This is a genomic window from Dyella sp., assembly GCF_035503745.1.
Lineage (GTDB): Bacteria > Pseudomonadota > Gammaproteobacteria > Xanthomonadales > Rhodanobacteraceae > Dyella_B.
The window spans coordinates 49,395-74,958 of sequence record NZ_DATJTC010000020.1 but is presented as its reverse complement, the minus strand read 5'-3'; the positions used below and the strand labels follow the sequence as shown (position 1 = coordinate 74,958).

Annotated in this window: 18 protein-coding genes and 1 riboswitch; of the genes, 4 read left to right on the top strand and 14 right to left on the bottom strand. The window is 63.7% G+C overall.

The features are described from left to right. Positions 1-54: 54 nt before the first annotated feature. The 10 genes from VME63_RS08090 to VME63_RS08045 all read right to left on the bottom strand — a co-directional run bounded on the left by VME63_RS08090 (position 55) and on the right by VME63_RS08045 (position 9,428). Positions 55-930, bottom strand: coding sequence for a class I SAM-dependent methyltransferase (locus VME63_RS08090; protein WP_325432080.1), 876 nt, complete (start codon positions 928-930; stop codon positions 55-57). Positions 931-1,019: 89 nt separating this feature from the next. Beyond that, positions 1,020-1,457: a GNAT family N-acetyltransferase gene (locus tag VME63_RS08085; RefSeq protein WP_325432078.1), complete on the bottom strand. Its 438-nt coding sequence runs from the start codon at positions 1,455-1,457 to the stop codon at positions 1,020-1,022. A 13-nt stretch (positions 1,458-1,470) separates the two neighbouring features. Then, a complete protein-coding gene (locus VME63_RS08080) occupies positions 1,471-2,475 on the bottom strand; it encodes a ribonucleotide-diphosphate reductase subunit beta (protein WP_325432076.1) in 1,005 nt (334 codons plus the stop codon). A gap of 147 nt (positions 2,476-2,622) precedes the next feature. Then, on the bottom strand, positions 2,623-5,025 hold the full coding sequence (locus VME63_RS08075) for a ribonucleoside-diphosphate reductase subunit alpha (RefSeq protein ID WP_414648224.1): 2,403 nt from the start codon (positions 5,023-5,025) through the stop codon (positions 2,623-2,625). A 296-nt stretch (positions 5,026-5,321) separates the two neighbouring features. Further along, a riboswitch (cobalamin riboswitch) is annotated at positions 5,322-5,530 on the bottom strand. 152 nt (positions 5,531-5,682) lie between these two features. Then, positions 5,683-5,979: a hypothetical protein gene (locus VME63_RS08070; RefSeq protein WP_325432072.1), complete on the bottom strand. Its 297-nt coding sequence runs from the start codon at positions 5,977-5,979 to the stop codon at positions 5,683-5,685. Between the two features lie 48 nt (positions 5,980-6,027). Next, positions 6,028-7,446, bottom strand: coding sequence for a DUF2867 domain-containing protein (locus VME63_RS08065; protein ID WP_325432070.1), 1,419 nt, complete (start codon positions 7,444-7,446; stop codon positions 6,028-6,030). A gap of 28 nt (positions 7,447-7,474) precedes the next feature. After that, entirely contained in the window at positions 7,475-7,798 is a 324-nt protein-coding gene (locus VME63_RS08060) for a metalloregulator ArsR/SmtB family transcription factor (protein ID WP_325432068.1), read from the bottom strand. A gap of 80 nt (positions 7,799-7,878) precedes the next feature. Further along, positions 7,879-8,082: a hypothetical protein gene (locus VME63_RS08055; RefSeq protein WP_325432066.1), complete on the bottom strand. Its 204-nt coding sequence runs from the start codon at positions 8,080-8,082 to the stop codon at positions 7,879-7,881. A gap of 94 nt (positions 8,083-8,176) precedes the next feature. Continuing rightward, entirely contained in the window at positions 8,177-9,031 is an 855-nt protein-coding gene (locus VME63_RS08050; RefSeq protein ID WP_325432064.1) for a type 1 glutamine amidotransferase domain-containing protein, read from the bottom strand. A gap of 7 nt (positions 9,032-9,038) precedes the next feature. Next, a complete protein-coding gene (locus tag VME63_RS08045) occupies positions 9,039-9,428 on the bottom strand; it encodes a peptidase C13 (protein ID WP_325432062.1) in 390 nt (129 codons plus the stop codon). A 689-nt stretch (positions 9,429-10,117) separates the two neighbouring features. Here VME63_RS08045 and VME63_RS08040 point away from each other — a divergent pair. Further along, the gene (locus tag VME63_RS08040; protein ID WP_325432060.1) at positions 10,118-11,122 is read left to right on the top strand and encodes an alpha/beta hydrolase; all 1,005 of its coding nucleotides are present in this window, start codon (positions 10,118-10,120) and stop codon (positions 11,120-11,122) included. A 30-nt stretch (positions 11,123-11,152) separates the two neighbouring features. Here VME63_RS08040 and zapE read toward each other — a convergent pair whose 3' ends face one another. From zapE to VME63_RS08025, 3 genes are all read right to left on the bottom strand, one after another. Further along, positions 11,153-12,277 (bottom strand): cell division protein ZapE, encoded by a 1,125-nt coding sequence (zapE, locus tag VME63_RS08035; protein WP_325432058.1) that lies wholly within the window; start codon positions 12,275-12,277, stop codon positions 11,153-11,155. 12 nt (positions 12,278-12,289) lie between these two features. Further along, positions 12,290-12,970, bottom strand: a complete 681-nt coding sequence (locus VME63_RS08030; RefSeq protein ID WP_325432056.1) for an alpha/beta family hydrolase — start codon at positions 12,968-12,970, stop codon at positions 12,290-12,292. Between the two features lie 73 nt (positions 12,971-13,043). Beyond that, the gene (locus VME63_RS08025; protein ID WP_325432192.1) at positions 13,044-13,565 is read right to left on the bottom strand and encodes a c-type cytochrome; all 522 of its coding nucleotides are present in this window, start codon (positions 13,563-13,565) and stop codon (positions 13,044-13,046) included. 452 nt (positions 13,566-14,017) lie between these two features. On the opposite strand from VME63_RS08025, the gene VME63_RS08020 reads away from it, so the two are divergent. From VME63_RS08020 to VME63_RS08010, 3 genes are all read left to right on the top strand, one after another. Beyond that, entirely contained in the window at positions 14,018-15,292 is a 1,275-nt protein-coding gene (locus VME63_RS08020; RefSeq protein WP_325432054.1) for an efflux RND transporter periplasmic adaptor subunit, read from the top strand. A gap of 131 nt (positions 15,293-15,423) precedes the next feature. Beyond that, positions 15,424-18,663, top strand: a complete 3,240-nt coding sequence (locus tag VME63_RS08015; protein WP_325432052.1) for an efflux RND transporter permease subunit — start codon at positions 15,424-15,426, stop codon at positions 18,661-18,663. 215 nt (positions 18,664-18,878) lie between these two features. Beyond that, on the top strand, positions 18,879-22,019 hold the full coding sequence (locus VME63_RS08010) for an efflux RND transporter permease subunit (protein ID WP_325432050.1): 3,141 nt from the start codon (positions 18,879-18,881) through the stop codon (positions 22,017-22,019). Positions 22,020-22,120: 101 nt separating this feature from the next. Here the strand turns inward: VME63_RS08010 and VME63_RS08005 are convergent, their stop codons facing one another. Beyond that, the gene (locus tag VME63_RS08005; RefSeq protein ID WP_325432048.1) at positions 22,121-25,246 is read right to left on the bottom strand and encodes a TonB-dependent receptor plug domain-containing protein; all 3,126 of its coding nucleotides are present in this window, start codon (positions 25,244-25,246) and stop codon (positions 22,121-22,123) included. Positions 25,247-25,564: the final 318 nt, after the last annotated feature.

The following is a 25,564-nucleotide window of genomic DNA, read 5'->3' as shown; positions in this document are numbered from 1 at the left end:
TGCCGGTGCGGCGCCGTCACGCGCGTGTTTGCGCGTGACGGCGAGCCGCGGACATCACCGTTTGTGCGCCACGATCACCTGGCTCTTGGGTATGAAACGGTCCAGTGCACGCTTGATCGTCAGGCCGTTGGGCGTGTCCAGCAGGCTGTTCCAGGCGCGCGCCAGGTGATCAAGTGCGGGGTGTCGCGCAGCCAGGCTGTCCTGCTGCTCGCACCACCATAGCCACCAATACATCGACCAATACGCGCCGTAGCTGGAGGTGGCATCGACCACCAGTCCCGCGTCGGTCACCATGCGGCGAAACTCCTCCGGCTCGATGATGCGGATGTGATTGGGTGGCTCGAAATAGGAAGGATGCGCGATGTGTTCCAGCACGCGTTCGCTGAAGGGCGCCGGCACGCAGATCAGGTAGCGCGCGCCGGGTGCGCCCACGCGCACCAGTTCGGCCAGGAAAGTAGCGGTATCCTCCACGTGTTCGAGCACTTCGTTGCAGACGATGCGCGTGCAGCGGCCATCCGTGATGGGCAGCGGGTTGGACTGGGTGAGATGGGCTTCCACGCGCGGATCGTCCGGCGCCCAGCGCGCACGCGCCACGTTCAGCTTGGCCTGGTTCGCCTCCACCATGATCACGTGCGCGCCGCGATCGCCGCAGAAGCGCGCGTGGATGCCCGTGCCGCAGCCGATATCGGCCACCACGTCGTCCGGTCCGATGGCAAAGCCGGTGTAAAGCTCGCCCTGTTCCTCGTTGAACCAGCCGGAAAGCTTGTTATCGCGCATCGGCACCGACATGGGCTCGAAACCGTCGTCGGCAACCACCGCTTGAGCGGGCGCCGTTTGCGTTACGACCGAAGGAGCGGGATCGAACAGCGAATGGTCGATCATGTAGGCGATGCGGCGGAAAACCTTGGCGAGAAATCGGCGCGGTGTCATCAAAGGCGGGCTTCCGGCGATGGATGCCCGAAGCATACCCAATGGCGCGCTGCTCGTGCGGGCGATGCGCCGGTGCGTCGCCGGGGGCCTCAGTGGTCCGGTCCCAGTTCCTTGGTGAAGATGACTCGGCAGTTGCCGGCCGGCCCCGAAGGGATCGAGGCGATTTCGCGCCAGCCGTTGCGGCGATAGAACTCCGGCGCCTGGAACGTGTTGGTATGCAGCAGCGCGGCCTGGCAGCCACGGCGCCAGCCTTCCTGCTCGGCCATTTTCAGCGCCTGGCTGCCGATGCCGTTGCCGCGCAGGCTTTCGGGCAGAAAAAACACTTCAAGGAAAAACATGCCGCGCGAGGTGCGGCCGGTGATGCCACCCAGCACCTGCTGCGTATCGGGATCTTTCACCAGCACGGCCAGCGGACGTTGATCATCCACGCCGCTGGCCGCGGCGTTGTATTGGCTCAGCCCCGCGCGAATGGCGGCGATATCCGCGGGGTCCGGTGCGTCGGTGAGTTCGATCAGCGGTGTGCGCATGACCGGATGGTAGTCAGAACGACATGTCGAAGGCCACCTCGCCGCCCACGCCAACCTGGTAGGCCGACACGCGGCGTTCGAAGAAGTTGGTCACTTCCTGCACGTCCTGCAGATCCATGAAGTCGAACGGATTTTTCGCGCCGTATTTCTTGGGCAGGTCCAGCTGGGTCAGGCGCTGGTCGGCGCAGTACTCCAGGTACTGGCGCATGTCCTTCACCGAGAGGCCGGCAACGCCGCCGGAAAGCACATCTTGGGCAAATTGTGTTTCGCAGGCGATGGCTTCCTCAAGCATCGCTTCCACTTGTACGCGCATGTCCTCGTCGAACAGGTCCGGCTCCTGCGCGCGCACCGTGCGCACCACTTCGAAAGCGAAACCCATGTGGCCCGATTCGTCGCGGAACACCCAGTTGGTGCCCGAAGCCAGCCCGTGCAGCAGGCCGCGCGAGCGCAGGAAATACACGTAGGCGAATGCGGCGAAGAAAAACAGGCCTTCGATGCACGCCGCAAAGCAGATCAGGTTGAGCAGAAATTGCCGGCGATGCTCGCGCGTTTCCAGCTTTTGCAGGTTCTGGATCGAGTCGATCCACTTGAAACAGAACGCGCCTTTCTGCTTGATCGAGGGAATGTTCTCGATTGCCGCGAACGCTTTGTTGCGCTCGTTCGGGTCGGGAATATAGGTGTCCAGCAGCGTAAGGTAGAACTGCACATGCAGCGCTTCTTCGTACAGCTGCCGCGAGAGGTACATGCGCGCTTCGGGCGCGTTGATGTGCTGGTACAGGTTGAGCACCAGGTTGTTCGCCACGATGGTGTCGCCGGTGGCGAAGAACGCGACAAGGCGATGGATCAGGTGACGGTCCGCATCGGTCATCTTCGACTTGAGGTCGGTGACGTCCAGCGAAAAGTCCACTTCCTCCACCGTCCAGGTGTTCTTGATCGCGTTGCGGTACATCTCGTAGAACTCCGGATAGCGCATCGGACGCAGCGTGAGTTCGAAGCCCGGGTCGAGGATGTGCGACATGGTGATGATCCTTAGGTTGTGCGTCTTTCTTTAACTCCCTCTCCTGCGTGCAGCAGGGAAGGGCCGAGCTGGGGTGGAGCGCTGCACTCAGAGCAAGAGCGCCACCCCCTCCCAACCTCCCCCGCAAAGCTAGGGGAGGCGCGTTTGTTATTGGCAGGCTTCGCAGTACTCGGGGTTTTCCAGCGAGCAGAACACGGCGGCGGTGGCTTCTTGCTGCGCGTCGGTCACCGGTTTGGCGACAGCGGTTGCCGTCACCGTGGTCTTGGCGATCTTGGTCGCCGGACGCGAGCGCAGGTAGTAGGTGGTCTTGATGCCCGACTTCCATGCGTACATGTACATGGAGCTGAGCTGGCCGATGTTCGGGTTTTCCATAAACAGGTTCAGCGACTGGCTCTGGTCGATGTATGCACCGCGCGCGGCGCCCAGGTCGATCAGCGCCTTCTGCGGCAGCTCCCACACGGTGCGGTAGATTTCGCGCAGGCGCTCGGGAATCGCCGCGATGCCCTGAATCGAGCCTTCCGCCAGTTTGATCGCGTCGCGGATCTCCGAGGTCCACAAGCCCAGCGACTTCAGCTCTTCGACCAGGTAGCGGTTCACCACCAGGAAATCGCCCGACAGCGTTTCGCGCTTGAACAGGTTGCTGACCTGCGGCTCGATGCACTCGTAGCAGCCGGCGATGGAGGCGATGGTGGCGGTGGGCGCGATCGCGATCAGCAGCGAGTTGCGCAGGCCCTTGGCCTTGATCGCTTCGCGCAGCGCATCCCAGCGGGCCTGGTCGTGCGGCTTGGCGTTGGGCCAGTAGTCGAACTGCAGCTCGCCGCTGGCGGCGCGGCTTTCGGCAAAACCCGGATGCGCGCCGTACTGTTCGGCCAGTGCGTTGGATTGCGACAGCGCGTTGAAGTAGATCTCCTCGGCGATGCGCGTGGACAGCTCCAGCGCCTGGGCCGAATCGAACGGCAGGCGCAGCTTGAAGAACACGTCTTGCAGGCCCATCACGCCCAAGCCCACCGGGCGCCACTTGCGGTTGGCGGTAGCGGCGGTGTCGATCGGGTAGAAGTTCAGGTCGATCACGCGATCGAGCTGGCGCACCGCCGTGCGCACCGTGGCGGCGAGCTTGGCGAAATCGAACGCGCCGTCCACCACATGGCGGGCGAGGTTGACCGAGCCCAGGTTGCACACCGCCGTCTCTCCGGCGTTGGTAACTTCCAGGATCTCCGTGCACAGGTTGGACAGATGGATGACGTTCTCAGGTTTGGCCGTCTGGTTGCTGGTGGCGTTACTGCGGTCCTTGAAGGTCATCCAGCCGTTGCCGGTCTGTGCCAGCGTGCGCAGCATGCGCGCGTAAAGCTCGCGCGCCTTCACCGTCTTCACCGCCAGGCCTTCCGCTTCGGCCTTGTGGTACGCCTGGTCGAACGCCTCGCCCCAGCTGTCCACGAAATGCGGCACGATCTTCGGATCGAACAGCGACCAGTTGCCGTCGTGCTCCACCCGGCGCATGAATTCGTCGGGAATCCAGTTGGCGAGGTTCAAGTTGTGCGTGCGGCGCGCTTCGTCGCCGGTGTTGTCGCGCAGTTCGAGGAATTCCTCGATGTCCGCGTGCCACGGCTCCAGGTAGACGCAGGCCGCGCCCTTGCGCTTGCCGCCCTGGTTCACCGCCGCGACCGAGGCGTCCAGCGTTTTCAGCCAGGGCACCAGGCCGTTGGAATGGCCATTGGTGCCCTTGATCAGCGAGCCGCGCGAACGCACGCGCGAGTACGCAAGGCCAATGCCCCCGGCGAATTTGCTCAGCTTGGCGACGTCGCCGTATTTTTCGTAGATCGATTCCAGCGAATCGAGCGGCGAATCGAGCAGAAAACACGAGCTCAGCTGCTCGTGCGCGGTGCCCGCGTTGAACAGCGTCGGCGAGCTGGCGATGTATTCCAGCGAAGAAAGCAGGCGGTACAACTCCAGCGTCTCGCCGATGTCATTGCCGCCGAGCGAGCAGGCAATGCGCATGAAGAAATGCTGCGGCGTCTCGATCACCTTGCGCAGCTGGGGGTGGCGCAGCAGGTAGCGGTCGTACACCGTGCGAAGGCCGAAGTATTCGAAGCGGCGCGCGCCGTGCGGATCGATCGCGTCGTTGAGCTTGCGTGCGTTGGCCGACACAAAATCGCGCAGGCGCGCATTGAGGACGCCCAGCTCCGCGCCGCGTGCGACGGATTGCGAGAAGCTCTGGATTTCCTGCCCGCTCACTTCCTTGTCGATGAACGCGCCGAGCAGGCGCGCGGCAAGCTGGCCGTATTCGGGCTCTTCGGCGGTGAGCGCGGCGGCGGTGCGGATGGACAGCTGGTCCAGTTCCTGCGTGGTGGCGCCGTCGTACAGGCCGCCGATGGTCTTCAACGCCACGCGCAGCGGATCGACCGCGTGCAGGCCTTCGGCGCTGCGGGTAACCGCGCGCACGATCTTGTTGACGTCCACCACTTCCTGGCCGCCGTTGCGCTTGGTTACGCGCATCTGGCCGGGGTTGTGCGGAGGAATGAGGGCGAAAGGTGCTTCAGCGGTAACGGACATGGTGGCGTGCTGGGTGGCGGCCGAGATGGACTCGGCAGGGAAAGCGGACGTGTCCGCGCGAACGTCGGAGCGTTCGCGCGATTCGGTATCGATAGGTTGCATGTCGGACGCTCCGGGCAGCGGAACCTTCCCTTGACCGGGCCCCAGCCCGGGTAAGCGGGGAAAGCTCCAGAACTCAACCACCTGCTCCCGCGCGCAGGGCTGACGTGGCGGATGCCGCGGAGGTCGTGCGACACGGCGACTTCCGCGTCACACGACGCACCTCCCCGCGGAGGCCGTCACGTTCGGCGCAACGCTCCGGTCGCACCGTGTCGGCAGGTCTTCGGACTCGCGGACGTGGACCTTGCGGCCCTCCCTACTGGCCCAGCTTCCCGGCCGAGGGGGCCAGTGCTGGATGGGCGTTCGTTTCCGCTTACCGCTGCGGGGCAGTTCCGGATTTCCACCGGATTCCCTATTAAGCCAGCCCGGCAATCCCGGGCGTGGCACCGACGAGGCACAACATATCGGGGTCTGGGTGTGCGGTCAACCCAATAGTTTGTGGATAAGGCCGTGGATAAAACGTGGATAAGCCGCCCGGGGGCAGGTGGGGCGCGGGCTGGCGGGCTTTCCTGCGTTTGGCACACATTCGCCGTGACTGCGCGGTCGCTGGCGAAGAAATCACCAGGGAACGATGGCGACAATGACCGCCGACCACATCATCAGCAATCCGGCGGCGAAGGCGCGCCGCGCCGGCCCGATCCGCTCGCTTCCGTCCGCGGTTGGCGAGGTGATGATCAGGATGGTGGCACCCAGTGCCAGGAAGCCCAGAAACACCAGGCACACCACCACGATGTCGCCCGCGCGCCAGGGCACCGGCTCGTGCACGCCCCAATAGCCCAGGAACGCCATGCCCATCGCGGACATGGTGGCCGATGCCGAGCAAAGTCCTACCACCGAACCTGTGGGTGCGCGCATGCCGGCGATTCCGCTCGCGATGGACGATGGGGGTAAGCGTACTGCACGTTACGCAGGCAGATCCGTGCGAAGCAGTTGCCCGACCGCTTGGCGCAGCAACGCAGGGCCTACGTGCCGGTGATGAACCTGGTCGACCAGCGCCATGTAGAGGTGCCCGAATCGGTTCCTGCAGCGCACGCGTGTGCCCAGCGTGATATCGATGCGGTCCCCGGCGATGGCGACGCCGACGCAGGAGCGAAACAACAAGTGCTTGTCGTTTGCGCCCAGTACCACCTGGCAACGTTGGTCGATGCCATCGCGTTGCTGATCACGGACCGGAAAGCGGCCCGCAAACAGGTTCTCCTGTTGTGGAGAAAGCAATGACGACACCGGACAGCCCAGCGGCGACGTGCGCAAGCCGAGGGGTTTCACGGCGAGATTGCGCAACGCCATCAGGCAAGTGACGCTTTCGGGCGGATGGTGCAGGAAGGCTTCAAGCAATCCGGTCAACAGCGCCCGTGAACCCATCTGCGCTAACCTGCAATCGACGACACTGACCTGGAACGTATCCTGGTAATGCACGGCACCATCATTCAAATGCCGCCAAAGCAGGGAGTCGGCAGGTGGCTTTTGCAGCGCAGTGGCAATCAGCCCGGTATCCCATCGATAACCGATGCTGTGACGCCAGCGCATTGCGTAACTGCGCATGTAACCAGCCACGTAGCGTGCCGCGCCACATAGCGCACTTTGCAAACTGCCAACTGGCGCGTCCAAAGCCAGGGCGACAGTGGGTACGCGGTTGCGGTCGAGCGGCGTGCGGCCGATCAGGTCGGTGACTTCCGGGGGTAGCAACTCCGTCAGCGCCGGGATCGAGGCGTCATCGGCCAGTACTTGCCGCCTCAATGCTTCGGGCAGCGGTCCGCCAAGTTCGTTGGTGTGGCAGGAAATCGCAAACAACGCCGGATGATTGGCGCGTTCGCGCAGCGGCGTGAACTGGTGCCAGGTATTGCCGCCAAAGCGCACTGTGAACAGGCAATCCGGGGGTATTTCCACGCACTGCATGGCGGCGATGAAGCTGCTCGCATCGCGTGCCATCTCGCTGTCGGCAACGGTGGAAAATCGCAGCCGTGTGCCACCGCTGCCGGAAATGGCCGTGAAAACGCGATGGCCTGCGTGCCGATGAAACGGATGGCCGTTCGAGCCCACGGTAAACAGATAAAGCGACGTCGCATCACCCTTGGAAAAGTCCGTGTCGCCGATGCGCGCGGAGGGTTCGTCCAACTCGTCATGGAAATGATCGTGCGCACTTAATCGCGCCAGCACACCCGCAAATAACCGATTGCCGGCGCCATGACCCAACTGCGCAATCAGCGACACTTCCACCGGCAGGCCACCGTGCGATGAACGCAATCGCGCGGAAGGAAAGCTCCGCACCGCGTGCCTGGCAGATGAAAAGGTCAGTCCCATGGTGGCTTGTGCGCTCGACATGGATGTTCCTTGGCTGGCTAGTTGAAGGTCAGGTACTTGGCTTTCTGGCCGCGCGTAACTTGCGCGACTCGCGCTTGAGCGGGCCGCCCTTGGGGCACACCTCCAAAGCGAATCCGGTAAGCGTGTTGACCAGGTTGTCGCTGATGAGCCGGTAGTAGACGAATTGCCCGCGCCGCTCGCTGCTCACCAGTCCAGCCGATTCCAATACCGACAAATGGCGCGATACGGCGGGGGCGCTCATGTCGAAACGGCTGGCGATCTCACCGGCCGTCAGTTCCTGCGCGGAAAGATAGGCAAGCATCTCCCGGCGCGGGCGCGAGGCGAGGGCTTCGAAAATGCGATCAACGGCCATATATAATTAAGCAATTAACACATTAGTTAAATGATTACTCGCGCCTTGGCGAGCCGTCAAGTGCCCCGCGAAAAGATGCCCTAAATAAGGCGATGCATGCGCCGGGTCGAATCGCGAAAGGTGATCAACGCGGCGACCGGGCCGCAGAGCGCCACGAACGACAGCCACGGTCCAGGCGCGGCCCTATTGCGGTTGAGCTGGATCAGCCACTGCAATATCGCCAAGCTTAAGCCGCCCGCCGTGGTTGCCACGTTGTGGGTCAGCGAAAAGCCGGTGGGGTGCACAGGGGGACGACCACTGCTCCATACCCAGCAACTTGCGATGGACCCTACGCACGATGGCTTGGAAGCTGCCACGGCGCGAGCGCGTGGGCCGGCGCTATGCAGGAAGCATCGCGGCGAATTCGCGCGCGAAGCGATGCACGTCGCCGGGCCATCGCGCGGAAAGATAATGGCCGTCGCGTACGATGAAAGCGGGGGTGTCGTCGGCATCGCTATCGCGCACCAGCCCCGACGCCTTGCGGCCATACTGCGGGGCGCCTTTGGGTACGTCGAGAAAGTCGGCCGGATCGGCCAGCACGCGCGACACTTCCTGCTGCACTGACATATAACCCGCCGGCTGATCGGATGTTTCGCGATAGGTGCGGTAATAATCCGGGTCCCAGAAGCGCGTGATGCGCGTGAGCGACCAGGCGGATTTCTCCAGCGCCCAGGTGAGCCCGGTGGTGCGCCGGCCGTAAAGCACCGAGCGGCCGTCACTGCGTTGGCTGCGTGCCGCCAATAGCACGCCATGGCAGATCGCTGCGACCGGTTTGTCGGCGGCAAAAAACTCCGCAACCAGGTTCTTCAGCAGTTTGCTTTCTAGATAGCTGCGCATGCCGCGTGCGCAATGGCCCCCCGGTAATAGCAGTCCATCGAATGCGCCGGCGTGCAACGCATCCCAGCGCAATGGTGCGCCAAACGCGGCATCGGTCACCAGCGCGGCATGATCGCGCCGCGCATCATGGTTGGCACGCAGCAGCAAGCCAATCAGCGGAATTTTGCGCAGCCCGGGTATCCATCCCCACAGATCGAGACCTTCGCCGCTGAGCATGATCGGATCGGCCATTGCCATGCCGCCGTCGGGCGTGGCAAACACTACCCGGTGCCTGGCCTGCGTCAGCACCCGCCACGGCACCGCGACCTCGCTGGGGTCGTAGTCGCGATGCGGAAGCGGGATCAGCACTGTTGCCATGTGCGGCTTACTTGACGCTTATATCGATAACGATGGGATAGTTGGCCGACCCCGGAAACTTCGGCGGCGCCGGAAACGTCCACGTCGAAAATTTTGCCGCCACGCAGCGTGCCACCGCAATCGGGGCGCGTACGTCCACATTGAGTGGATGCCCATCCGGCGAGATATCGGCCACCAGCGTAAACGGCGTCTTGTCGCCGGCATGGGTGGCGATGCAGCCGCGATACGCATCGGTCAGCGCCTGGGCGGTCTTGTTCCAAAACTGCTTTTGATACCCCGGCCCGCTGGCCGCGCCCTCGGCCATGTGCGCGCGCTGCTCGCGATCCACGAAGGTATCCGGCGCCGCTGCGGCTTGCGGGGCGCTCATCAACACGGCAACAGCGATGACATTGAACATGGAAACTCCCTGTGCAAGGCGCCAAAGGTAGCAGCTTGGCGAGCCCGGAGAAATGACGCGGAGCCGGATGGTCGGGGTTCAAACGGGCAGGTAGAGCGCGAAGGCTGTTTGCTGTAATAAGGTCAGGCGGAATTCAAATCGAAGATGCCTGATCGCTTTGCCTGCAATCGTCGCATTACCCTGGACTGCTTACGCCCGGGCAAGCTGGCCGACAGCCCATTTATCGAATTTTTCAATGGCTCGCCGCGCGACAAATGCCTAAATACCCGCCGGCTTCAGCCGCTTGAAGACGCCGGTAAAAAGACCGAATCGTGCAGATATGATTAAAATCATTTGCGTCGGCACCCATCGTTGGAAAACAGCCCATCGGCGCTGTTGACCTGGATGATGCAGGTGACTCCCCGATGGCCGATGGCTCTGCCTAAGAGCCGCCTCAGACACGGGGATAAATTCAAGAATCTGAAGAGCAGTCCAGCAGGTTGCGGCAGTCAAATACGTCGCAAATTGGAAGGCGGGGTTCCCGCAACAAAGGGGCAGCATGTTTCCTACCGCACATAAAAACGTTCGCCGTTTGATCTGGTTTCGGAATGTGCTTTACGTAATTCTGGCAATTGTCGGTTTCGCGGCGCTCGGCATCAAAACCTTGCTGGAGCACTAGAGCCGCAAGAAGCCGGTCATGCATTTGCCCGTTGATTGAAGCGGGTGCGCATTTCTGCGCCATGGAAAAGCGGCTCAGGTTGGTTAGGGTCGCTTCGCCTCTACCGCCCTGCTTGGACGATTCCGGGTTGCCGATGATTCATACATCGCGTTTCGCCAAAGGGACGTCACTGCTGGCGCTTTTCGTGCTTCTGGCGCTTTGCGGTGTCTGGCTCGCCGGCTCGATGCTTATCGCGCCTACGCAGCATTCAGTCGGACTGCCGCCTGCCGACCTTCCCGCTCAAGCCGTGGTGTTTGCTGATGCGGCGGGCCAGCCGGTTCACGGCTGGTTTGTCGATGGTGCCAAAGGACAGGGAGCGGTGTTGCTGCTGCACGGGGTACGGGCGGACCGGCGGGCGATGGTGCATCGCGCGCGGTTTCTGCATGCGGCCGGTTATGCGGTGTTGCTGATCGATTTCCAGGCGGCGGGCGAGAGCCCCGGCGAAGCGGTGACGTTTGGTTATCGCGAGGCGGGCGATGTGAAGGCGTCGTTGCGCTATCTGCATCGGCGGTTGCCGGGCGAGCGGGTGGGCATCATCGGTACATCGATGGGCGGGGCGGCGACGATCCTGGCCGAGCCGGACATGGATGCCGATGCGGTGGTGCTGGAGCAGGTTTATCCGACCATCAGGCAGGCGACGGAGGACCGCTTGGCCATCCATCTCGGGCCTTTAGGGCCGTCGTTGGCGCCGCTGTTGCTGTGGACTTTGCATCCGCATGTGGGAGTGGATGCCGATCAGTTGCGGCCGATCGATCATATCGGTCATCTTGCCATGCCTAAGCTGTTGATCGTGGGCGATGATGACAGGGATACGACGATCGCCGAATCGCACGCGATGTTCGACGCGGCGACGGCGCCGAAGTCCTTGTGGGTGGTGCATGGCGCCAGGCACGTCGATCTTTATGGTTATGTCGGCGACCCGTACAGGGTTCGGGTGCTCGATTTTTTTGATACGTGGTTGCGCATGGATCCGCCGCTCGCAAAAAAGCCGCAGTGAGCGAGTGGCACGTTTACAAATGATTTGATGTCAGCCGGCCTGCCCCAGGTACGGCAATGCCAGGTATTCCTCGCTTTGCATCTCGATCAGCCGCGACTCGGTGCGGCCGAATTCGGCGCGCAGGCGTTCGCCGTCGTAAAGTTCGGTGATCGGTGCGCCGGCCGACAGGATCAGCTTGACGTGACGGTCGTAGAATTCATCCACCAATTGCACGAAGCGCTTGGCCGGGTCTTCGCTGTAGACGGTAAATTGCGGCACGTTGGAGATGATGACGGCGGGGGCGCTCTTGGCCAGCGCGATGTAGTCCGCGACGGCGCGCGGGCCGTCGCATAGCGCCTCGAACTCGAACCACAGGATGTTGGCGGCGCGCTTGCGTACGGGGATGGGGCGGTCGTTGACGATCAGTTCGCCGCCTTCGACCACATCGCCTTGCGCCTGGGTGGCGAAGATCTGCGCCAGCGCGCGTTCGGCTTCGGCGCTGGGCGGGGTGTGATACACCGACGCATGAGTAAGTGCGCGCAGCCGCCAGTCGTGCGCGGAAATCATTTCCACCACATGGCAATGCTTTTCGATCGCGGCGATGGCGGGTAAAAAGCGTGCGCGCTGCAGGCCGTCTTTGTAGAGATTCGACGGCGCGGTGTTGGAGGTGGTCACCAAGGTGACGCCGCGCGCGAACAGCGATTCGAACAGGTTGGCCAGGATCATCGCGTCGCCGATGTCGTTGACCAGGAATTCGTCCAGGCACAGCACGCGGCAGCGCGCGGCGATGCCGGCGGCGACTTTGATCAGCGGATCCTGTTGATCGCCCAGCGAACGCAGGCTTTCGTGCACTTCGCCCATGAAGCGATGGAAGTGCCGGCGCAGCACCACGCCGCGCGGCAGGCTGGCGGCGAACATATCCATCAGGAAGGTTTTGCCGCGCCCGACGCTGCCCCACAGGTACAGGCCGGGCACGGCCACGCGGTCTTCCGCGCCGAGCAGGGATTTGAGGCGGCTGAGCAGGCCGCCGTTGTTGTCGTGGCTGGCGCACAGTGCCGCGTGCATGCGGTCCAACTCGGGCAGCACGGCTTGCTGCGCGGGATCGGCGGTCCAGCGATGCGCGGCGACGCCATCCTGGTAACGCGCGCTGGGCGCGCCGGGTGTCATGTCAGGCATAAAACGTGTGCTTCAGTCGCGCGGGGGCGGCAGCCAATCGTGGATGGCGTGCTTGACCGCGCCGCGCAGGTCCATCAGGCGGCGGTGGAAGAAGTGGCCGGTTTCCGGCATGCGGATCAGTTCGGGCGGCTGCGGGAGGCTGTCGATCCAGTCGAACACCGCCTGCGGTTCGACGATTTCGTCTTCCTCGCCCATCACCACCAGCCAGGGGCAGGTGGGCAGCGCCAGGGTTTCATGGGCCCAGCGGCCCACCGGCGGGGCGATGCTGATCAGCGCCTGGGCTTTCAAGGCGACCGCGTTGCGCAGGGTGACGTAGCTGCCGAAGGAAAAGCCGGCCAGCCACAGCGCATCGTCGGGGCGTACGCGGCGTACCCACTTCACCACGGCGGCAAGGTCGTCGCTTTCGCCGACGCCGTTGTCGTAGGTTCCCGCCGATTCGCCGGCACTGCGGAAGTTGAAGCGCAGCGTGTCCAGGCCCGATTCGCGCAGGCTGCGCTCGAGCATGGTCACCACTTTATTGCGCATGGTGCCGCCGTCCTTGGAGTTGGGATGGCAGATCACCGCCACGCCGCGGCGCGCGCAGCCGGGTTCGGCCTTGTCGCTGATCGCCTCAAGCGGGCCGACCGGGCCTTGCAGGGTGAATTCGGAGAGCTCGTCGGGGAAGGCGGACGGATCGGGGGCGGGGGAGGTCATGCCGCCCATGATAGCTGGGTGATAGGGTCGTGACTTCCTCTGCCCTTCCCGCAGGACAGAGGGAGCAAAAAGATTACTTGGCCTGATCGACAATCCAGGTCACGGCCGCCTTCACCTGCGCATCGGTGAGCGCGGGGTTGCCGCCCTTGGGCGGCATGAAGTTGCCGTCGGGGCCGTGGTAGCCGTCGGTGGCGTGCTTGATGAGGGTGTCCAGGCCCTCGGCGATGCGCGGGCCCCACATGGTCTTGTTGCCCAGCACCGGCGCGCCGGCCACGCCCGCGGTGTGGCAGGCGTGGCAGAGGTTGTCGTAGATGGTCTTGCCGTCGGTGGTGCCGCCGTAGGCAACCTGTGCGGCGGCGGCCTTGGCCGCGGCGGCCTGAGCCGCTTCCATCGCGGCGCGGCCGGTGTTACCGGCGTACACGGAACCGTTCGGGGCAAGGCTGGCGGAGAGCTGCTTGGCGGCGTTCGGATCGGTTTCCTTCGGCTCGTGCTCGTAGATCGTCCAGGCGGTGAAGATCAGCACCAGGGTCAGTACGCCAAGGCCGGCGATAAGCAACGAGAACTGACGCAGGAAACTCTGGTCGGACTTGCTCATGGAACCGCTCACGCAATACTCCAGTCATCGAATGATTAATCTGGAACGCCGCCACGCCCGCCGTGGCGCCCCTTGCCGCCCCCCGGCGACCCCGTGCCCCCGTGCCCCCGGCATTTCCGGCGCCGCCGAACCCGCCACGGACAGTATCCATCCGAGTATAGACGAAGCCATCGGCAACTTTGAAAGCCCTCGGCGAAGGCGCGCGGTGCCTGCCGCATTCGACAGCTGTGTAAAGAATGGTCAAGAACCGCGCGCGCAGACCTTGCCGCCGCGCCGTCACGGTAGGCTAGTAAGCTTTGGCATGGCAGACCCTGCCATCGGTCATAAGGCACCTATGTCAACTGGCATTGTCCAACGTTGACAAGCAGCCCCTATGCTTGTTTCCAAGGCCTAGGGCGTGTGCCCGCGCCAATGGGGTCAGGCGGCCTAGACGTTCAATCCAGGAGTTTCACATGTCGCGTTTTTGGAAGATCGCGTTGATCGTGATCGCCGTGCTCGTGGTGGGTGGGGTTGCATTCCGCTTGCTGCATAAGCCGCAGGAAGGGGCCGGTGCGGCGCATCGTCGCGGGGGCGGCCGGGAGACCGCGCAAGGCGCGGCAGGCGGTCCCGGCCAGGACAACACGCCCGTGCCGGTAACGGTCGAACCCACCGTCAAGCAGGCCGTGCCGGTGTATCTGACCGCACTGGGCACGGTGACGGCGCTGAACAACGTCACGATCAATCCGGAAATCGGCGGCCAGCTGTGGACGATCAATTTCAAGGAAGGCCAGGCGGTGAAGAAGGGCGACGTGATCGCGCAGATCGACCCGCGCACCTACCAGGCCGCCTATGACCAGGCCGTGGCCAAGGAGAAGCAGGACGAAGCCTCGCTGGCCACCGCCAACAGCACGCTGGAGCGCAACCAGAAATTGGTCGCCAACGGCTACGTCGCCGCGCTGGACATGGATACCTACCGCAACAACGTGGCGCAGTTGCGCGCCACGGTGATCGCCGACCAGGCGGCCGCGCGCTCGGCCAAGGTGCAGCTGGATTTCACCAAGATCGTCTCGCCGATCGACGGCGTGGCCGGCATCCGCAATGTGGACCCGGGCAACGTGGTGACCACGACCACCTCGATCGTCACGCTGACCCAGATCCAGCCGATCTATGTGATCTTCAGCCTGCCCGAGCAGGATCTTGAAACCGTGCGCGATTCGTTCAAGAACGGCGCCAACAAGCTGGAAGTGATCGCGCTGGACCGCACCGATTCGCATCCGCTGGACACCACCGGCTTCCTGCAGGTGGTCGACAACCAGATCGACACCTCCACCGGCACCTTCAAGCTGCGCGCGCAGTTCAACAACCCCGACGCCAAGCTGTGGCAGGGCCAGTTCGTCAACGTGCAGTTGCGCGTGAAGACGGTGGCGGGCGGCCTGGTGATTCCCGCGCAGGCGGTGCAGCGCGGCCCCGACGGCGATTTCGTCTACAAGTTGCAGCCCGACCAGACGGTGGCGATGCAGCCGGTGAAGGTGGCCAGCGAAGTGGGCGACAGTCATGTGATGATCAGCAAGGGCCTGAACGAAGGCGACCAGGTGGTCACCGAAGGCCAGTTCCGCTTGAAGCCCGGCAGCAAGGTCAATGCGCTCAAGCCCGGCGAAGTGCCGCAGGCGCAGGTCACTTCGGGCGCGGACAAGAAAAAATGGAAGAAGGGCAGTGGCCACCGTAATGGCTCCTCGTCCGGTTCCTGATCGAGGCGGTAGCCTGACAGTGCGCCCGCTCAAGGCGGTCGCATTGCCAGGCGCCGGTTACAAGGGTTTGCCACATTGTGTTCACCGCCGGTCACCCGCGACCGCGACCAACTGACGGTTCCTTTCGACCCATGGGATTTTCATCGCTCTTTATCCGCCGGCCGATCGCTACAGCACTGCTGATGGTGGCGGTGCTGCTGCTGGGCATACTCGGTTACCGCGAGCTGCCGGTGTCGGCGCTGCCCGAGATCGAGGCGCCTAGCCTGGTCGTCACCACGCAGTATCCCGGTGCCAGCGCCTCGACCATGGCCTCGCTGGTCACCACGCCGCTGGAGCGCAATCTCGGCCAGATCTCCGGCCTGGACATGATGACCTCCGACTCGTCGGCGGGCCTGTCCACGATCGTGCTGCAGTTCAACATGGACCGCGACATCGACATCGCGGCGCAGGATGTGCAGGCGGCGATCAACCAGGCGCGCGGCACGCTGCCGAGCACGCTGCCGTATCCGCCGGTGTACAACCGGGTCAATCCGGCCGATGCGCCGATCATGACGCTGATTCTCACGTCCAACAGCCGCCAGCTGCGCGACGTGAACGACCTGGCCGACTCGATCCTGGCGCAGAAACTCTCGCAGGTGCAGGGCGTGGGCCTGGTGTCCATCGCCGGCAACGTGCGCCCGGCGGTGCGCATCCAGGTCAATCCCGCGCAGCTGGCCAACCTGGGCCTGACGATGGAAGACGTGCGCAATGCGCTCACCGAAGCCAACGTCAACGCGCCCAAGGGCACGCTCAACGGCGCCACGCAGTCCTACACCATTTCCACCAACGACCAGCTGGCGACGGCGGCCCAATACAAAAACACCATCATCTCCTACAACAGCACCACGCAGGCGCCGGTGCGCCTGTCGGATGTGGCCAAGGTGGTCGATGGGGTGGAGAACGACCAGCTGGCCGCGTGGGCGAACGGCCGGCCGGCGGTGCTGCTGGACATCCGCCGCCAGCCGGGCGCGAACATCGTGCAGACGGTGGCGCAGATCCGCCAGATCCTGCCGCAGCTGCGCAGCGTGCTACCGGCCGACGTGCACCTTGATGTCTTTGCCGACCGCACCATCACCATCCGCGCCTCGGTGGAGGACGTGCAGTTCACGCTGCTGCTGACCATCGCGCTGGTGGTAGCGGTGATCTTCGTGTTCCTGCGCCGCCTGTGGGCGACGATCATTCCGTCGGTGGCGGTGCCGCTGTCGCTGCTGGGCACGTTTGGCGTGATGTCCTTCGCCAATATGTCGCTGGACAACCTCTCGCTGATGGCACTGACTGTTGCCACCGGTTTCGTGGTGGACGATGCGATCGTGATGATCGAGAACATCGTGCGCTACATCGAGCAGGGCAAGAGCGGGCCGGAAGCCGCCGAGATCGGCGCGAAGGAAATCGGCTTCACCGTACTGTCGCTGACCGTGTCGCTGATCGCGGTATTCCTGCCGCTGCTGCTGATGCCCGGCGTCACCGGCCGCCTGTTCCACGAATTCGCCTGGGTGCTGGCCACCGCCGTCGTGATCTCGATGCTGGTGTCGCTGACCTTGACGCCCATGATGTGCGCCTACCTGCTCAGCCCCGACCAGTTGCCCGAAGGCGACGATGCGCACGAGCGCCATGCCGCCGCCGGCAAGCGCACGGTGTGGGCGCGCACGGTCTCGGTGTACGAGAAAACCCTGGACTGGGTGCTGGACCATCAGCGCCTGATGATCGTGGTCGCGTTCGCCGCGATCGGTGTGACGGTGTTCCTCTATATCGTGATCCCCAAGGGCCTTTTGCCCGAGCAGGACACCGGCATGATCACCGGCGTGGTGGAGGCCGACCAGAACGTCGCCTTCCCGCAGATGGAACAGCGCACCAAGGCGGTGGCCGATGCGCTGCAGAAAGATCCCAACGTGGCGGGCGTGGCGGCATTCATCGGCGCGGGCTCCATCAACCCCACGCTCAACCAGGGCCAGCTCAGCATCGTGCTGAAGGACCGCAGTAAGCGCGGCAGCCTCGACGAGGTGCTGGCGAGCCTGCAGAACGATGCGGCCGACATCCCCGGCGTGGCGCTGTACTTGAAGCCCGTACAGGACGTGACGCTGGATACGCGCGTGGCCGCTACCGAGTACCAGTACTCGATGTCCGACGTGAATGCCGACGAGCTTGCGACCTACGCCACGCAGATGACGCAGGCGCTGCGCCAGCGTCCGGAGCTTGCGGACGTGGACAACAACCTTGCCAACCAGGGCGACGCGCTCAAGCTCACCATCGACCGCGACAAGGCCAGCACGCTGGGCGTGCCGGTGCAGACCATCGACGACACCTTGTACGACTCCTTCGGCCAGCGCCAGATCTCCACCATCTTCACGCAGCTCAACCAGTACCGCGTGGTGCTGGAGGTGGAGCCGCAATTCCGTTCCAGCACCTCGCTGCTCAACCAGCTGACGGTGAAGAGCAACGGCAGCGGCGCGCTGACCGGCAGCAATGCCACCACCTTCGGCCAGGCGGCATCGAGCAACTCCTCCACCACCACCGGCATCGCGGTGGCCAACACCGGCATCATCCTGGGCACGGGCGGCACCATTCCGCTGGCCTCGCTGGTGAACGCCACCATGACCACGGCGCCGCTGGTGATCAGCCACCAGCAGCAGCTGCCCGCGGTGACCGTGTCGTTCAATCTCGCGCCGGGCTATTCGCTGTCCGAAGCGGTGGATGCCATCCATCAAGTGGAGAAGAAACTCAACCTGCCGCCGCAGGTGCGCGGCGAGTTCATCGGCAAGGCGGCGGAGTTCTCTTCCTCGCTGAGCAACGAAGCGCTGCTGCTGCTCGCCTCGATCATCGTGATCTACATCGTGCTGGGCGTGCTGTATGAGAGCTACATCCATCCGATCACGATCATCTCCACCTTGCCGCCCGCCGGCGTGGGCGCGCTGCTGGCGCTGATCCTGTGCAACATGAGCCTGTCGGTGGACGGCATCGTGGGCATTGTGCTGCTGATCGGCATCGTGAAGAAAAACGCGATCATGATGATCGACTTCGCGATCGAGGCGCAGCGCACCGGCATGAAACCGCGCGATGCGATCCACCGCGCCTGCCTGCTGCGCTTCCGCCCGATCATGATGACCACCGCCGCGGCCATGCTCGGCGCCCTGCCGCTGGCGCTTGGCAACGGCATCGGCGCGGAACTGCGCCGTCCCTTGGGCGTGTCGATCGTCGGCGGCCTGCTGCTGTCGCAACTGGTGACGCTGTACACCACGCCGGTGATCTACCTGTACATGGAGCGTTTCTCCGACTGGCTGCGCGAACGCCGCGAACGCCGCGCCCTGCGCCAGGCCGCGCGCGGTGCGACCTGAGTGACCGGTTTGCGGCAAGGCTTTAGCCACGAAGCGAAAGCGCCACTCTCCCTCACACCGATCCCCTCCCCTACGTGCAGCAGGGGAGGGCTGGGGAGGGGTGAAGCCCTCACCCACGCGGCAAGCTTGAGCAACCCATCCCCAACCCTCCCCGGCGAGCAGAGGAGGGGGCCGATAAGCCTCAACCTTTCCGCCTCTCCCGCGTTGTTTCGAGCATGAACATCTCCGGCCCCTTCATCCGTCGCCCGATCGGCACCTCGTTACTGGCGATGGGGGTCTTCGTCGTTGGCGTGATCTGCTACGCGTTGCTGGGCGTCTCGGCGCTGCCGGACATGCAGTTTCCGGTGATCTTCGTCTCGGCCAGCCAGGCCGGCGCCAGCGCCGACAACATGGCCGCCACCGTCGCCGCGCCGCTGGAGCGCCACCTGGGCCAGGTGCCCGGCATCGACACGATGCGCTCGTCCAGTTCGTTGGGCAGCACGCAGATCTTCCTGATGTTCAACGCCGGCCGGAACATCGACGATGCCGCGCGCGACGTGCAGGCGGCCATCAATGCCGCACAGCCGGATCTGCCCACCGGCCTCAACAGCCCGCCCAGCTATGAGAAGGCCAACCCCAACGACGATCCGATCATCGCCTTCGCGCTGACCTCGCAGACGCAATCGGCGCGCGATCTGTACGATGTTGCCGATTCGCTGCTGGCACAGCGCCTGCGCCAGCTCACCGGCGTTTCGGAGGTGGATATTCTCGGCGCCGCCACGCCGGCGATCCGCGTGGATGTGAACCTGCGCGCGCTCAATGCCATGGGCATTTCGCCCGACCAGCTGCGCAATGCGCTCACCGCCGCCAACGTGTTCGAACCGCAGGGTTTCCTTTCCAACGGCAAGACCACCATGGCGGTGCAGGCCAACGATGCGCTGCATACCGCCGATGACTTCGCCAACCTGGTCATTGCCACCAACGGCAAGGGCGTGCCGGTGCGCTTAAAAGACATCGCCCGCGTCTACGAAGGTTTGCAGGATGCATACCAGGCCGCCTGGTTCCAGGGCAAGCCGGCGATCCTGATGTACGTCTACAAGCAGTCCAACGCCAACATCATCGGCACGGTCGACCGGGTGAAGGCCGAAGTGCCGCTGCTGCGCAGCTTCCTGCAGCCGGGCACCACGCTTACCCCTTACTTTGACGACACGCCCACCATCCGCGCCTCGCTGCACGAAGTGCAAGCGACCTTGCTGATCAGCCTGGCGATGGTGGTGCTGGTGATGGCGATGTTCCTGCGCCGGCTGGCGCCCACGCTGATCGCCGCGATGGCGGTGCCGCTGTCGCTGGCCGGCGCCGCGGTGATCATGTATGCGCTGGGTTTCACCTTGAACAACCTTACGCTGCTGGCCCTGGTGATCGCGATCGGCTTCGTGGTCGACGATGCGATCGTGGTGATCGAAAACATCATCCGCCACATGGACCAGGGCATGTCGCGGCTGGAGGCGGCGCTGACCGGCGCGCGCGAGATCGGCTTCACCATCGTGTCGATCACCGCTTCGCTGGTGGCGGTGTTTATCCCGTTGCTGTTCATGAGCGGCATTACCGGCATGTTCTTCAAGGAGTTCACGCTGACGCTGGTGGCGGCGATCATCGTCTCGGCGCTGGTGTCGCTCACGCTCACCACATCGCTGTGCGGCCGTTTCCTCAGCGGGCATGACGAGGCCAGTCCATCGAAACTCGGTCAGGCGCTGGAGCGGTTCCAGGAAGGGATGATCAAGGCCTACGAGAGCGCGCTGGATTTCTCGTTGCGCCACGCGCTGCTGCTGTCGCTGACGCCGCTGATGCTGATCGGCCTGACGCTGCTCATCGCCATGTCCGGCCAGATCAAGACCAGCCTGTTCCCCACCCAGGACACCGGCCTGCTGCGCGGCCGCGCCACGTCCGGCGCCACGGTGTCGTTCCAGGATTCGGCCAATCGCCAGCAGCGGCTGATCGACATGCTGCTGCGCGACCACGACGTCGCGGTGGTGGGCTCGCGCCTGGGCAGCACGCGCCAGGGTGCGGCGGGCACGTTCGATATCCAGCTCAAGACGCATGCCGAAGGCCGCAAGGACGACACCTTCGCCGTGCTGGCGCGGCTCAGCGCGAAGGCCGCCAAGTATCCGGACCTCAACGTGCGCCTGCGCGCGATCCAGGACTTGCCCAGCTTTGGCGGCGGCGGCACCAGCCAGGGCGCGCAGTACCAGATCTCGCTGCTGGGTAACGACACGGCCGAACTGCAGCAGTGGCTGCCCAGGCTGGTCGACGAGCTGCGCAAGAACCCCAAGCTGCGCGACGTCGGCAGCGATCTTGACGAAGCGGGCCTGCAGCAGAACATCGTGATCGACCGCGACAAGGCCTCGCGCCTGGGCGTAAACATCGGCACGATCGATTCGGTGGTCTACGACTCCTTCGGCCAGCGTCAGGTCAGCACCATCTACTCGGATCTGAACCAGTACAAGGTGGTGGTGAACGCGCTGCCGGGACAGACGGCCACGCCGCGTTCGATCGACGACGTGCTGGTGCCCTCCACCAACGGCACGATGGTGCGGCTGTCGGCGTTCGCGCATCAGGAACCGGGGCTGGCGCCGACGCAGGTGTCGCACATGAACCAGTACACCACCATGGATCTGAGCTTCAACCTCGCGCCGGGCACGAGCATGGGCGAGGCGCTGCAGATCGTGCAGGCCACGGCCACCAACATGCGCATGCCCGGCGACATCAAGCTCGATATCGGCGGCGACTTCCGCCGCTTCCAGCAATCGCAGAGCGGCATGCTGTGGCTGGTGTTCGGCGCCATCGTGACGGTTTACATCGTGCTGGGCATTTTGTACGAAAGCCTGATCCACCCGGTCACCATTCTCTCCACCTTGCCGGCGGCAGGCGTCGGTGCGCTGCTGGCGTTGTGGTTCACCAACACGGAATTGTCGGTGATTGCACAGATCGCGCTGGTGTTGCTGATCGGCATTGTGAAGAAAAACGCCATCATGATGATCGACTTCGCACTCGTCGCGCAGCGCGAGCACGGCAAGACGCCGCTGGAGGCGGCGCGCGAGGCGAGCCTGGTGCGCTTCCGTCCGATCATGATGACCACCATGGTGGCGATCCTGGCGGCGTTGCCGATCGCCATCGGCCTGGGCGAGGGTTCGGACCTGCGCCGTCCGCTGGGTATCGCGCTGATCGGCGGCCTGCTGATCTCGCAGAGCCTGACGCTGTTGAGCACGCCTGCGCTGTACGTGATCTTCTCCTGCCTCAGCGAGCGCTGGGCCGCCTGGCGCGCGCGGCGGCGCGCGCGCAAAGGCGGTGGCCGGCGCGTGCTGGTGCGCGAGACCTGATCGCCGCATCAGGATCACGCGCCATCCCATAAAAAACCCTCCCCTGCACGCAGGGGAGGGTTTGGATGCGGCGACGGCTGTTGCGCGGCCCTAGGCTCGAACTAGAAAAACTTCTGCTCGTATTTCAAATAAACCACGCGGCCGATGTCGTATTGCGGGTTGTATGGAAACTGGCTGTAGCCGTCGGTTCCGGTGGGCCCGAGCGGGCCGGCCACACTGAACACGCCGGTGTACGACAGCGGCGCCTTGCGGTTGAAAATATCCGTCGCGCCGATCGCGATGCGCCCGTGCCACGGCGCCTCCCAATTCAGTTGCAGATCGTTGAACGCGATGCCGCCCTGCACGTTGAGCCCCGTCGGCGAGATGCTTAGATCCTTGTTGGGGTTGTTGCAGGGAAACACTTCGCTCAACGCGGGATTGGGCGGAATGCACGGCTCCGACAGCGAGGAGTAGTAGCGCAAGGTCCAGGTTGCGCCGAAGTGCTTGTAGCTCCAGCTCAGATTGACGGTGGAACGGAAGCGCCAGATCGGACCTAGCACCGTGTCGTACGCGCCGAGCGTGTTGGAGGTGACCGGGCCGCCGGGCGTGATCTGCTCCTTCACCGAATTGATATACGTGCTGGTCGAATCGAACTTGAACTGGCCGACCGGCGTTTGCGGGAACAGGTAGCTCAGGCTTAGATCCTCGCCGCGCTCTTCCACAAAGCCCTGGTTGACCAGTGCCTGCAGCAGGTCGATCACCTGCCCGTACGAGGGGCCGGATGCGGTGTTGCGCTGGAACTGCGAGCACTGTTGCGTTTCGCCCAGCAGGTAGCAGTTGTCCAGAATGCTGCTGGCGGTCGGCAAGGTGATGACGTTGGCGATACGGATGCGATACCAGTCCAGCGTGGCATTGAAGCCGGTCAGGTAATGCGGACTGTAGACAATGCCGCCCGTGTAGCTGCGCGAGGTTTCCGGCTTCAGCGCGGCGTTCGCGCCGGTGAAATACGGCGTGGTGCTGGTGAAGTTCGGGTTCGGTATGGGTTGGCCGTTGGCGGTCAGCTGCGTGAAGCCGGCGGGCAGGCCCGGTAATCCGGCAAAGCCGTTCTGGCAGCGCTGTTTCACTACCGGATTGCCGGTGAGGCCGAAGTTGGCGTCGCAGGGATCGGTGTAGTTGGTGAAGCTCTGCATGGTGCCGCCGAACAGATTGGCGATGGCCGGCGCGCGAAAGCCGGTGCCGTAGCTGGCACGCACCAGGATGTCGTTGATCGGTTGCCACGACAGCTTGAACTGGTTGTTGTTGGTATTGCCGAAGTTGCTGTAGCGCGAGAAGCGATGCGCCAGGTCCACATCCAGCAGTTGCGCGCCGGGCATGTCCTTGAGCACCGGCAGGTTCACTTCCAGATACGCTTCGTTGAGCCCGTAGGCACCGTTACCCGGGTTTTGCTGCAGATTGGTGTTGAGGCCCAGCTGGGTATATGCGTCGGGCGTGGCGCCGCCGGAAACCGCGCGATGGTCGGCGCCGATGGCGAAGGTCGCATCGCCGCTGCCCAGCGATTGCGGGAAGGTGAACATGTCGCCGCTGAAATCCACGTTGGCGACCTTCATTTCGCTAAAGGAGCGCGTGCCGGCAACAATGTTGATGTAGTTGCTCTGCGCCTGCGTGATGCCGCCGGAACCGGAGAACGGATTGAGCGGTACGCAGCCGGCGATCACATGCCCCGGCGTACCGCACTCCACCACGCCATTGGGGCCCATGAACGAGGGGCCCAGTGCCTGATACACATTCACCAGGTTGAGATTGCCCGGGCCGAAGCTCGATTGGGTGTAGCGATAATCGCTGTAACCGGCGTCCCAGGAGAACTGCCGCTCGCCGATCGAGAAGTCGCCGTCGAGCCCGACACGTCCGCCGTATTGCTTGATCTTGTTGTCCACCACGCGGTTGGGATACTGCAGCGGCAAGTTGAACTGCAGGTCGTTGCCCGGCAACGGGTTGTAGTAACTATTGGCCGACAGCGTGGGGAAATACGTCGCGGGGAACGTGCCTGCCGGCAAGCCAAGCGCCTGGGCCAAATGCGGGCCATTGATCGGCGTGAGCGAACTGAGCGGATAGCCGCCGATGGCCACCGTCGAGTCGTTGCTGTTATACGTGCCGACGGCGCTGGCGGTGATGTCGTCGGTGATTTTGTAGTCGCCCTTGATCAGATACGAGCGCAGGCGGTTGTCCGGGATCAAGGTTTCCAGGAACGCCGAATTGGCGTAATCGTTCTTGAAATACGGCGACGGATACTGCGCGCCGAACGTATTGACATGGTAGTTGGCAATGTCCAGCCCGTTCTGGCCGGCATTGACCGTGATCGGACCGTTTGCCAGCTGCGGCAGGTTGACCGGCAGGCCGGTGGCCGGATCGAGCGCACCGGTGATCGTGCCGTAAGGCGACTGCTGCTGGCTCTGCGGATAGTTCGGACCGAAGCTGAAGTAACCGTACTTGCTATAGTCGCGATCGTCCGCGTTCAGCCCGTCACTGTTCTGCACGGTCATATTGACCAGGAACGAACCGCGCGAGAACTTCTTGCCGCCGGTAAGGCTGAACTGGCTGTTCCTGCCGTCGCTGCCGGGGGAGTACATGCTGTTGTAGGTATCCAGTTGCAGGCCGTCGAAATCCTTCTTGGTAATGATATTGACCACGCCGGAAATCGCATCGGAGCCGTAGATCGCCGAGGCGCCGTCCTGCAGGATCTCCACGCGATCGATGATCGAGCTGGGAATCGTGCTGAGGTCGGTCTGGCCGAAGATATCCGTGGTCCAGCGCTGGCCGTCGACCAGCACCAAGGTGCGCGGCGCGCCGAGCCCGCGCAGGCTGACGTATTGGCCCACCACGTTGCCCAGCGAACTCTGGTTGCTGGTGCCGGCCGAACCCACGGATGAAACATTCTGCAGAATCTGGCCGACGTTGACGAAGCCCTGCTGCTGCAAGTCGGCGTGCGAGAGTTCGGTCACCGGTTGGGCGGTTTCCACGTCCACGCTGCGGATCATCGAGCCGGTTACCGTGATGCCCTGCAGCGTGACGGTTTTCTGTTGCGCGGGTGCGGCGGCGGGAGTGGGTGATACGTTGGTTTGGGTTGCGGCCGGAGCCGGGGACGGTGTGGTCGCTGCCGTTTGTGCGGCGGCAACCGTCGTCAATGCACAGCCTCCTAGCGCCAGGGCCACCCGAATGGCCATGGCGAGATGTTGATATCTAGCGTTCACGACTAATCCTCCCTGCGAGCTTGGGTGTGGGGAACACGCATGCCGACTTCCTTCCCTGACGTTTGGGAATCACCAGGGTTGCGCGCGATGTGGGGTGTGGGGGATTTGCGCAACCCGTGAATGTTTTATGAAGAAACAGGGCGTTTCTAAAGAGCCAATTCGCCCGCGTTTGCGTTAAATGAAAAAGCCGCTATGAATCCTTTAAACGCCGCGCTTTTCTACCGGTCGCGGCAGTATTTGCAGGTTGAAACGTAGACGCGGCAGCCATGCGCACAAAAGCGCCGCGGACGCTTTGCGGTCCTTAACGTTCAAATGGCA

Bases quoted from the DNA above. Each gene is read 5' to 3' on its own strand.
- VME63_RS08090 (WP_325432080.1), bottom strand. From the start codon at position 930: ATGACACCGCGCCGATTTCTCGCCAAGGTTTTCCGCCGCATCGCCTAC.
- VME63_RS08085 (WP_325432078.1), bottom strand. From the start codon at position 1,457: ATGCGCACACCGCTGATCGAACTCACCGACGCACCGGACCCCGCGGAT.
- VME63_RS08080 (WP_325432076.1), bottom strand. From the start codon at position 2,475: ATGTCGCACATCCTCGACCCGGGCTTCGAACTCACGCTGCGTCCGATG.
- VME63_RS08075 (WP_414648224.1), bottom strand. From the start codon at position 5,025: ATGTCCGTTACCGCTGAAGCACCTTTCGCCCTCATTCCTCCGCACAAC.
- VME63_RS08070 (WP_325432072.1), bottom strand. From the start codon at position 5,979: ATGCGCGCACCCACAGGTTCGGTGGTAGGACTTTGCTCGGCATCGGCC.
- VME63_RS08065 (WP_325432070.1), bottom strand. From the start codon at position 7,446: ATGTCGAGCGCACAAGCCACCATGGGACTGACCTTTTCATCTGCCAGG.
- VME63_RS08060 (WP_325432068.1), bottom strand. From the start codon at position 7,798: ATGGCCGTTGATCGCATTTTCGAAGCCCTCGCCTCGCGCCCGCGCCGG.
- VME63_RS08050 (WP_325432064.1), bottom strand. From the start codon at position 9,031: ATGGCAACAGTGCTGATCCCGCTTCCGCATCGCGACTACGACCCCAGC.
- VME63_RS08045 (WP_325432062.1), bottom strand. From the start codon at position 9,428: ATGTTCAATGTCATCGCTGTTGCCGTGTTGATGAGCGCCCCGCAAGCC.
- zapE (WP_325432058.1), bottom strand. From the start codon at position 12,277: ATGCCTGACATGACACCCGGCGCGCCCAGCGCGCGTTACCAGGATGGC.
- VME63_RS08030 (WP_325432056.1), bottom strand. From the start codon at position 12,970: ATGACCTCCCCCGCCCCCGATCCGTCCGCCTTCCCCGACGAGCTCTCC.
- VME63_RS08025 (WP_325432192.1), bottom strand. From the start codon at position 13,565: ATGAGCAAGTCCGACCAGAGTTTCCTGCGTCAGTTCTCGTTGCTTATC.
- VME63_RS08020 (WP_325432054.1), top strand. From the start codon at position 14,018: ATGTCGCGTTTTTGGAAGATCGCGTTGATCGTGATCGCCGTGCTCGTG.
- VME63_RS08015 (WP_325432052.1), top strand. From the start codon at position 15,424: ATGGGATTTTCATCGCTCTTTATCCGCCGGCCGATCGCTACAGCACTG.
- VME63_RS08010 (WP_325432050.1), top strand. From the start codon at position 18,879: ATGAACATCTCCGGCCCCTTCATCCGTCGCCCGATCGGCACCTCGTTA.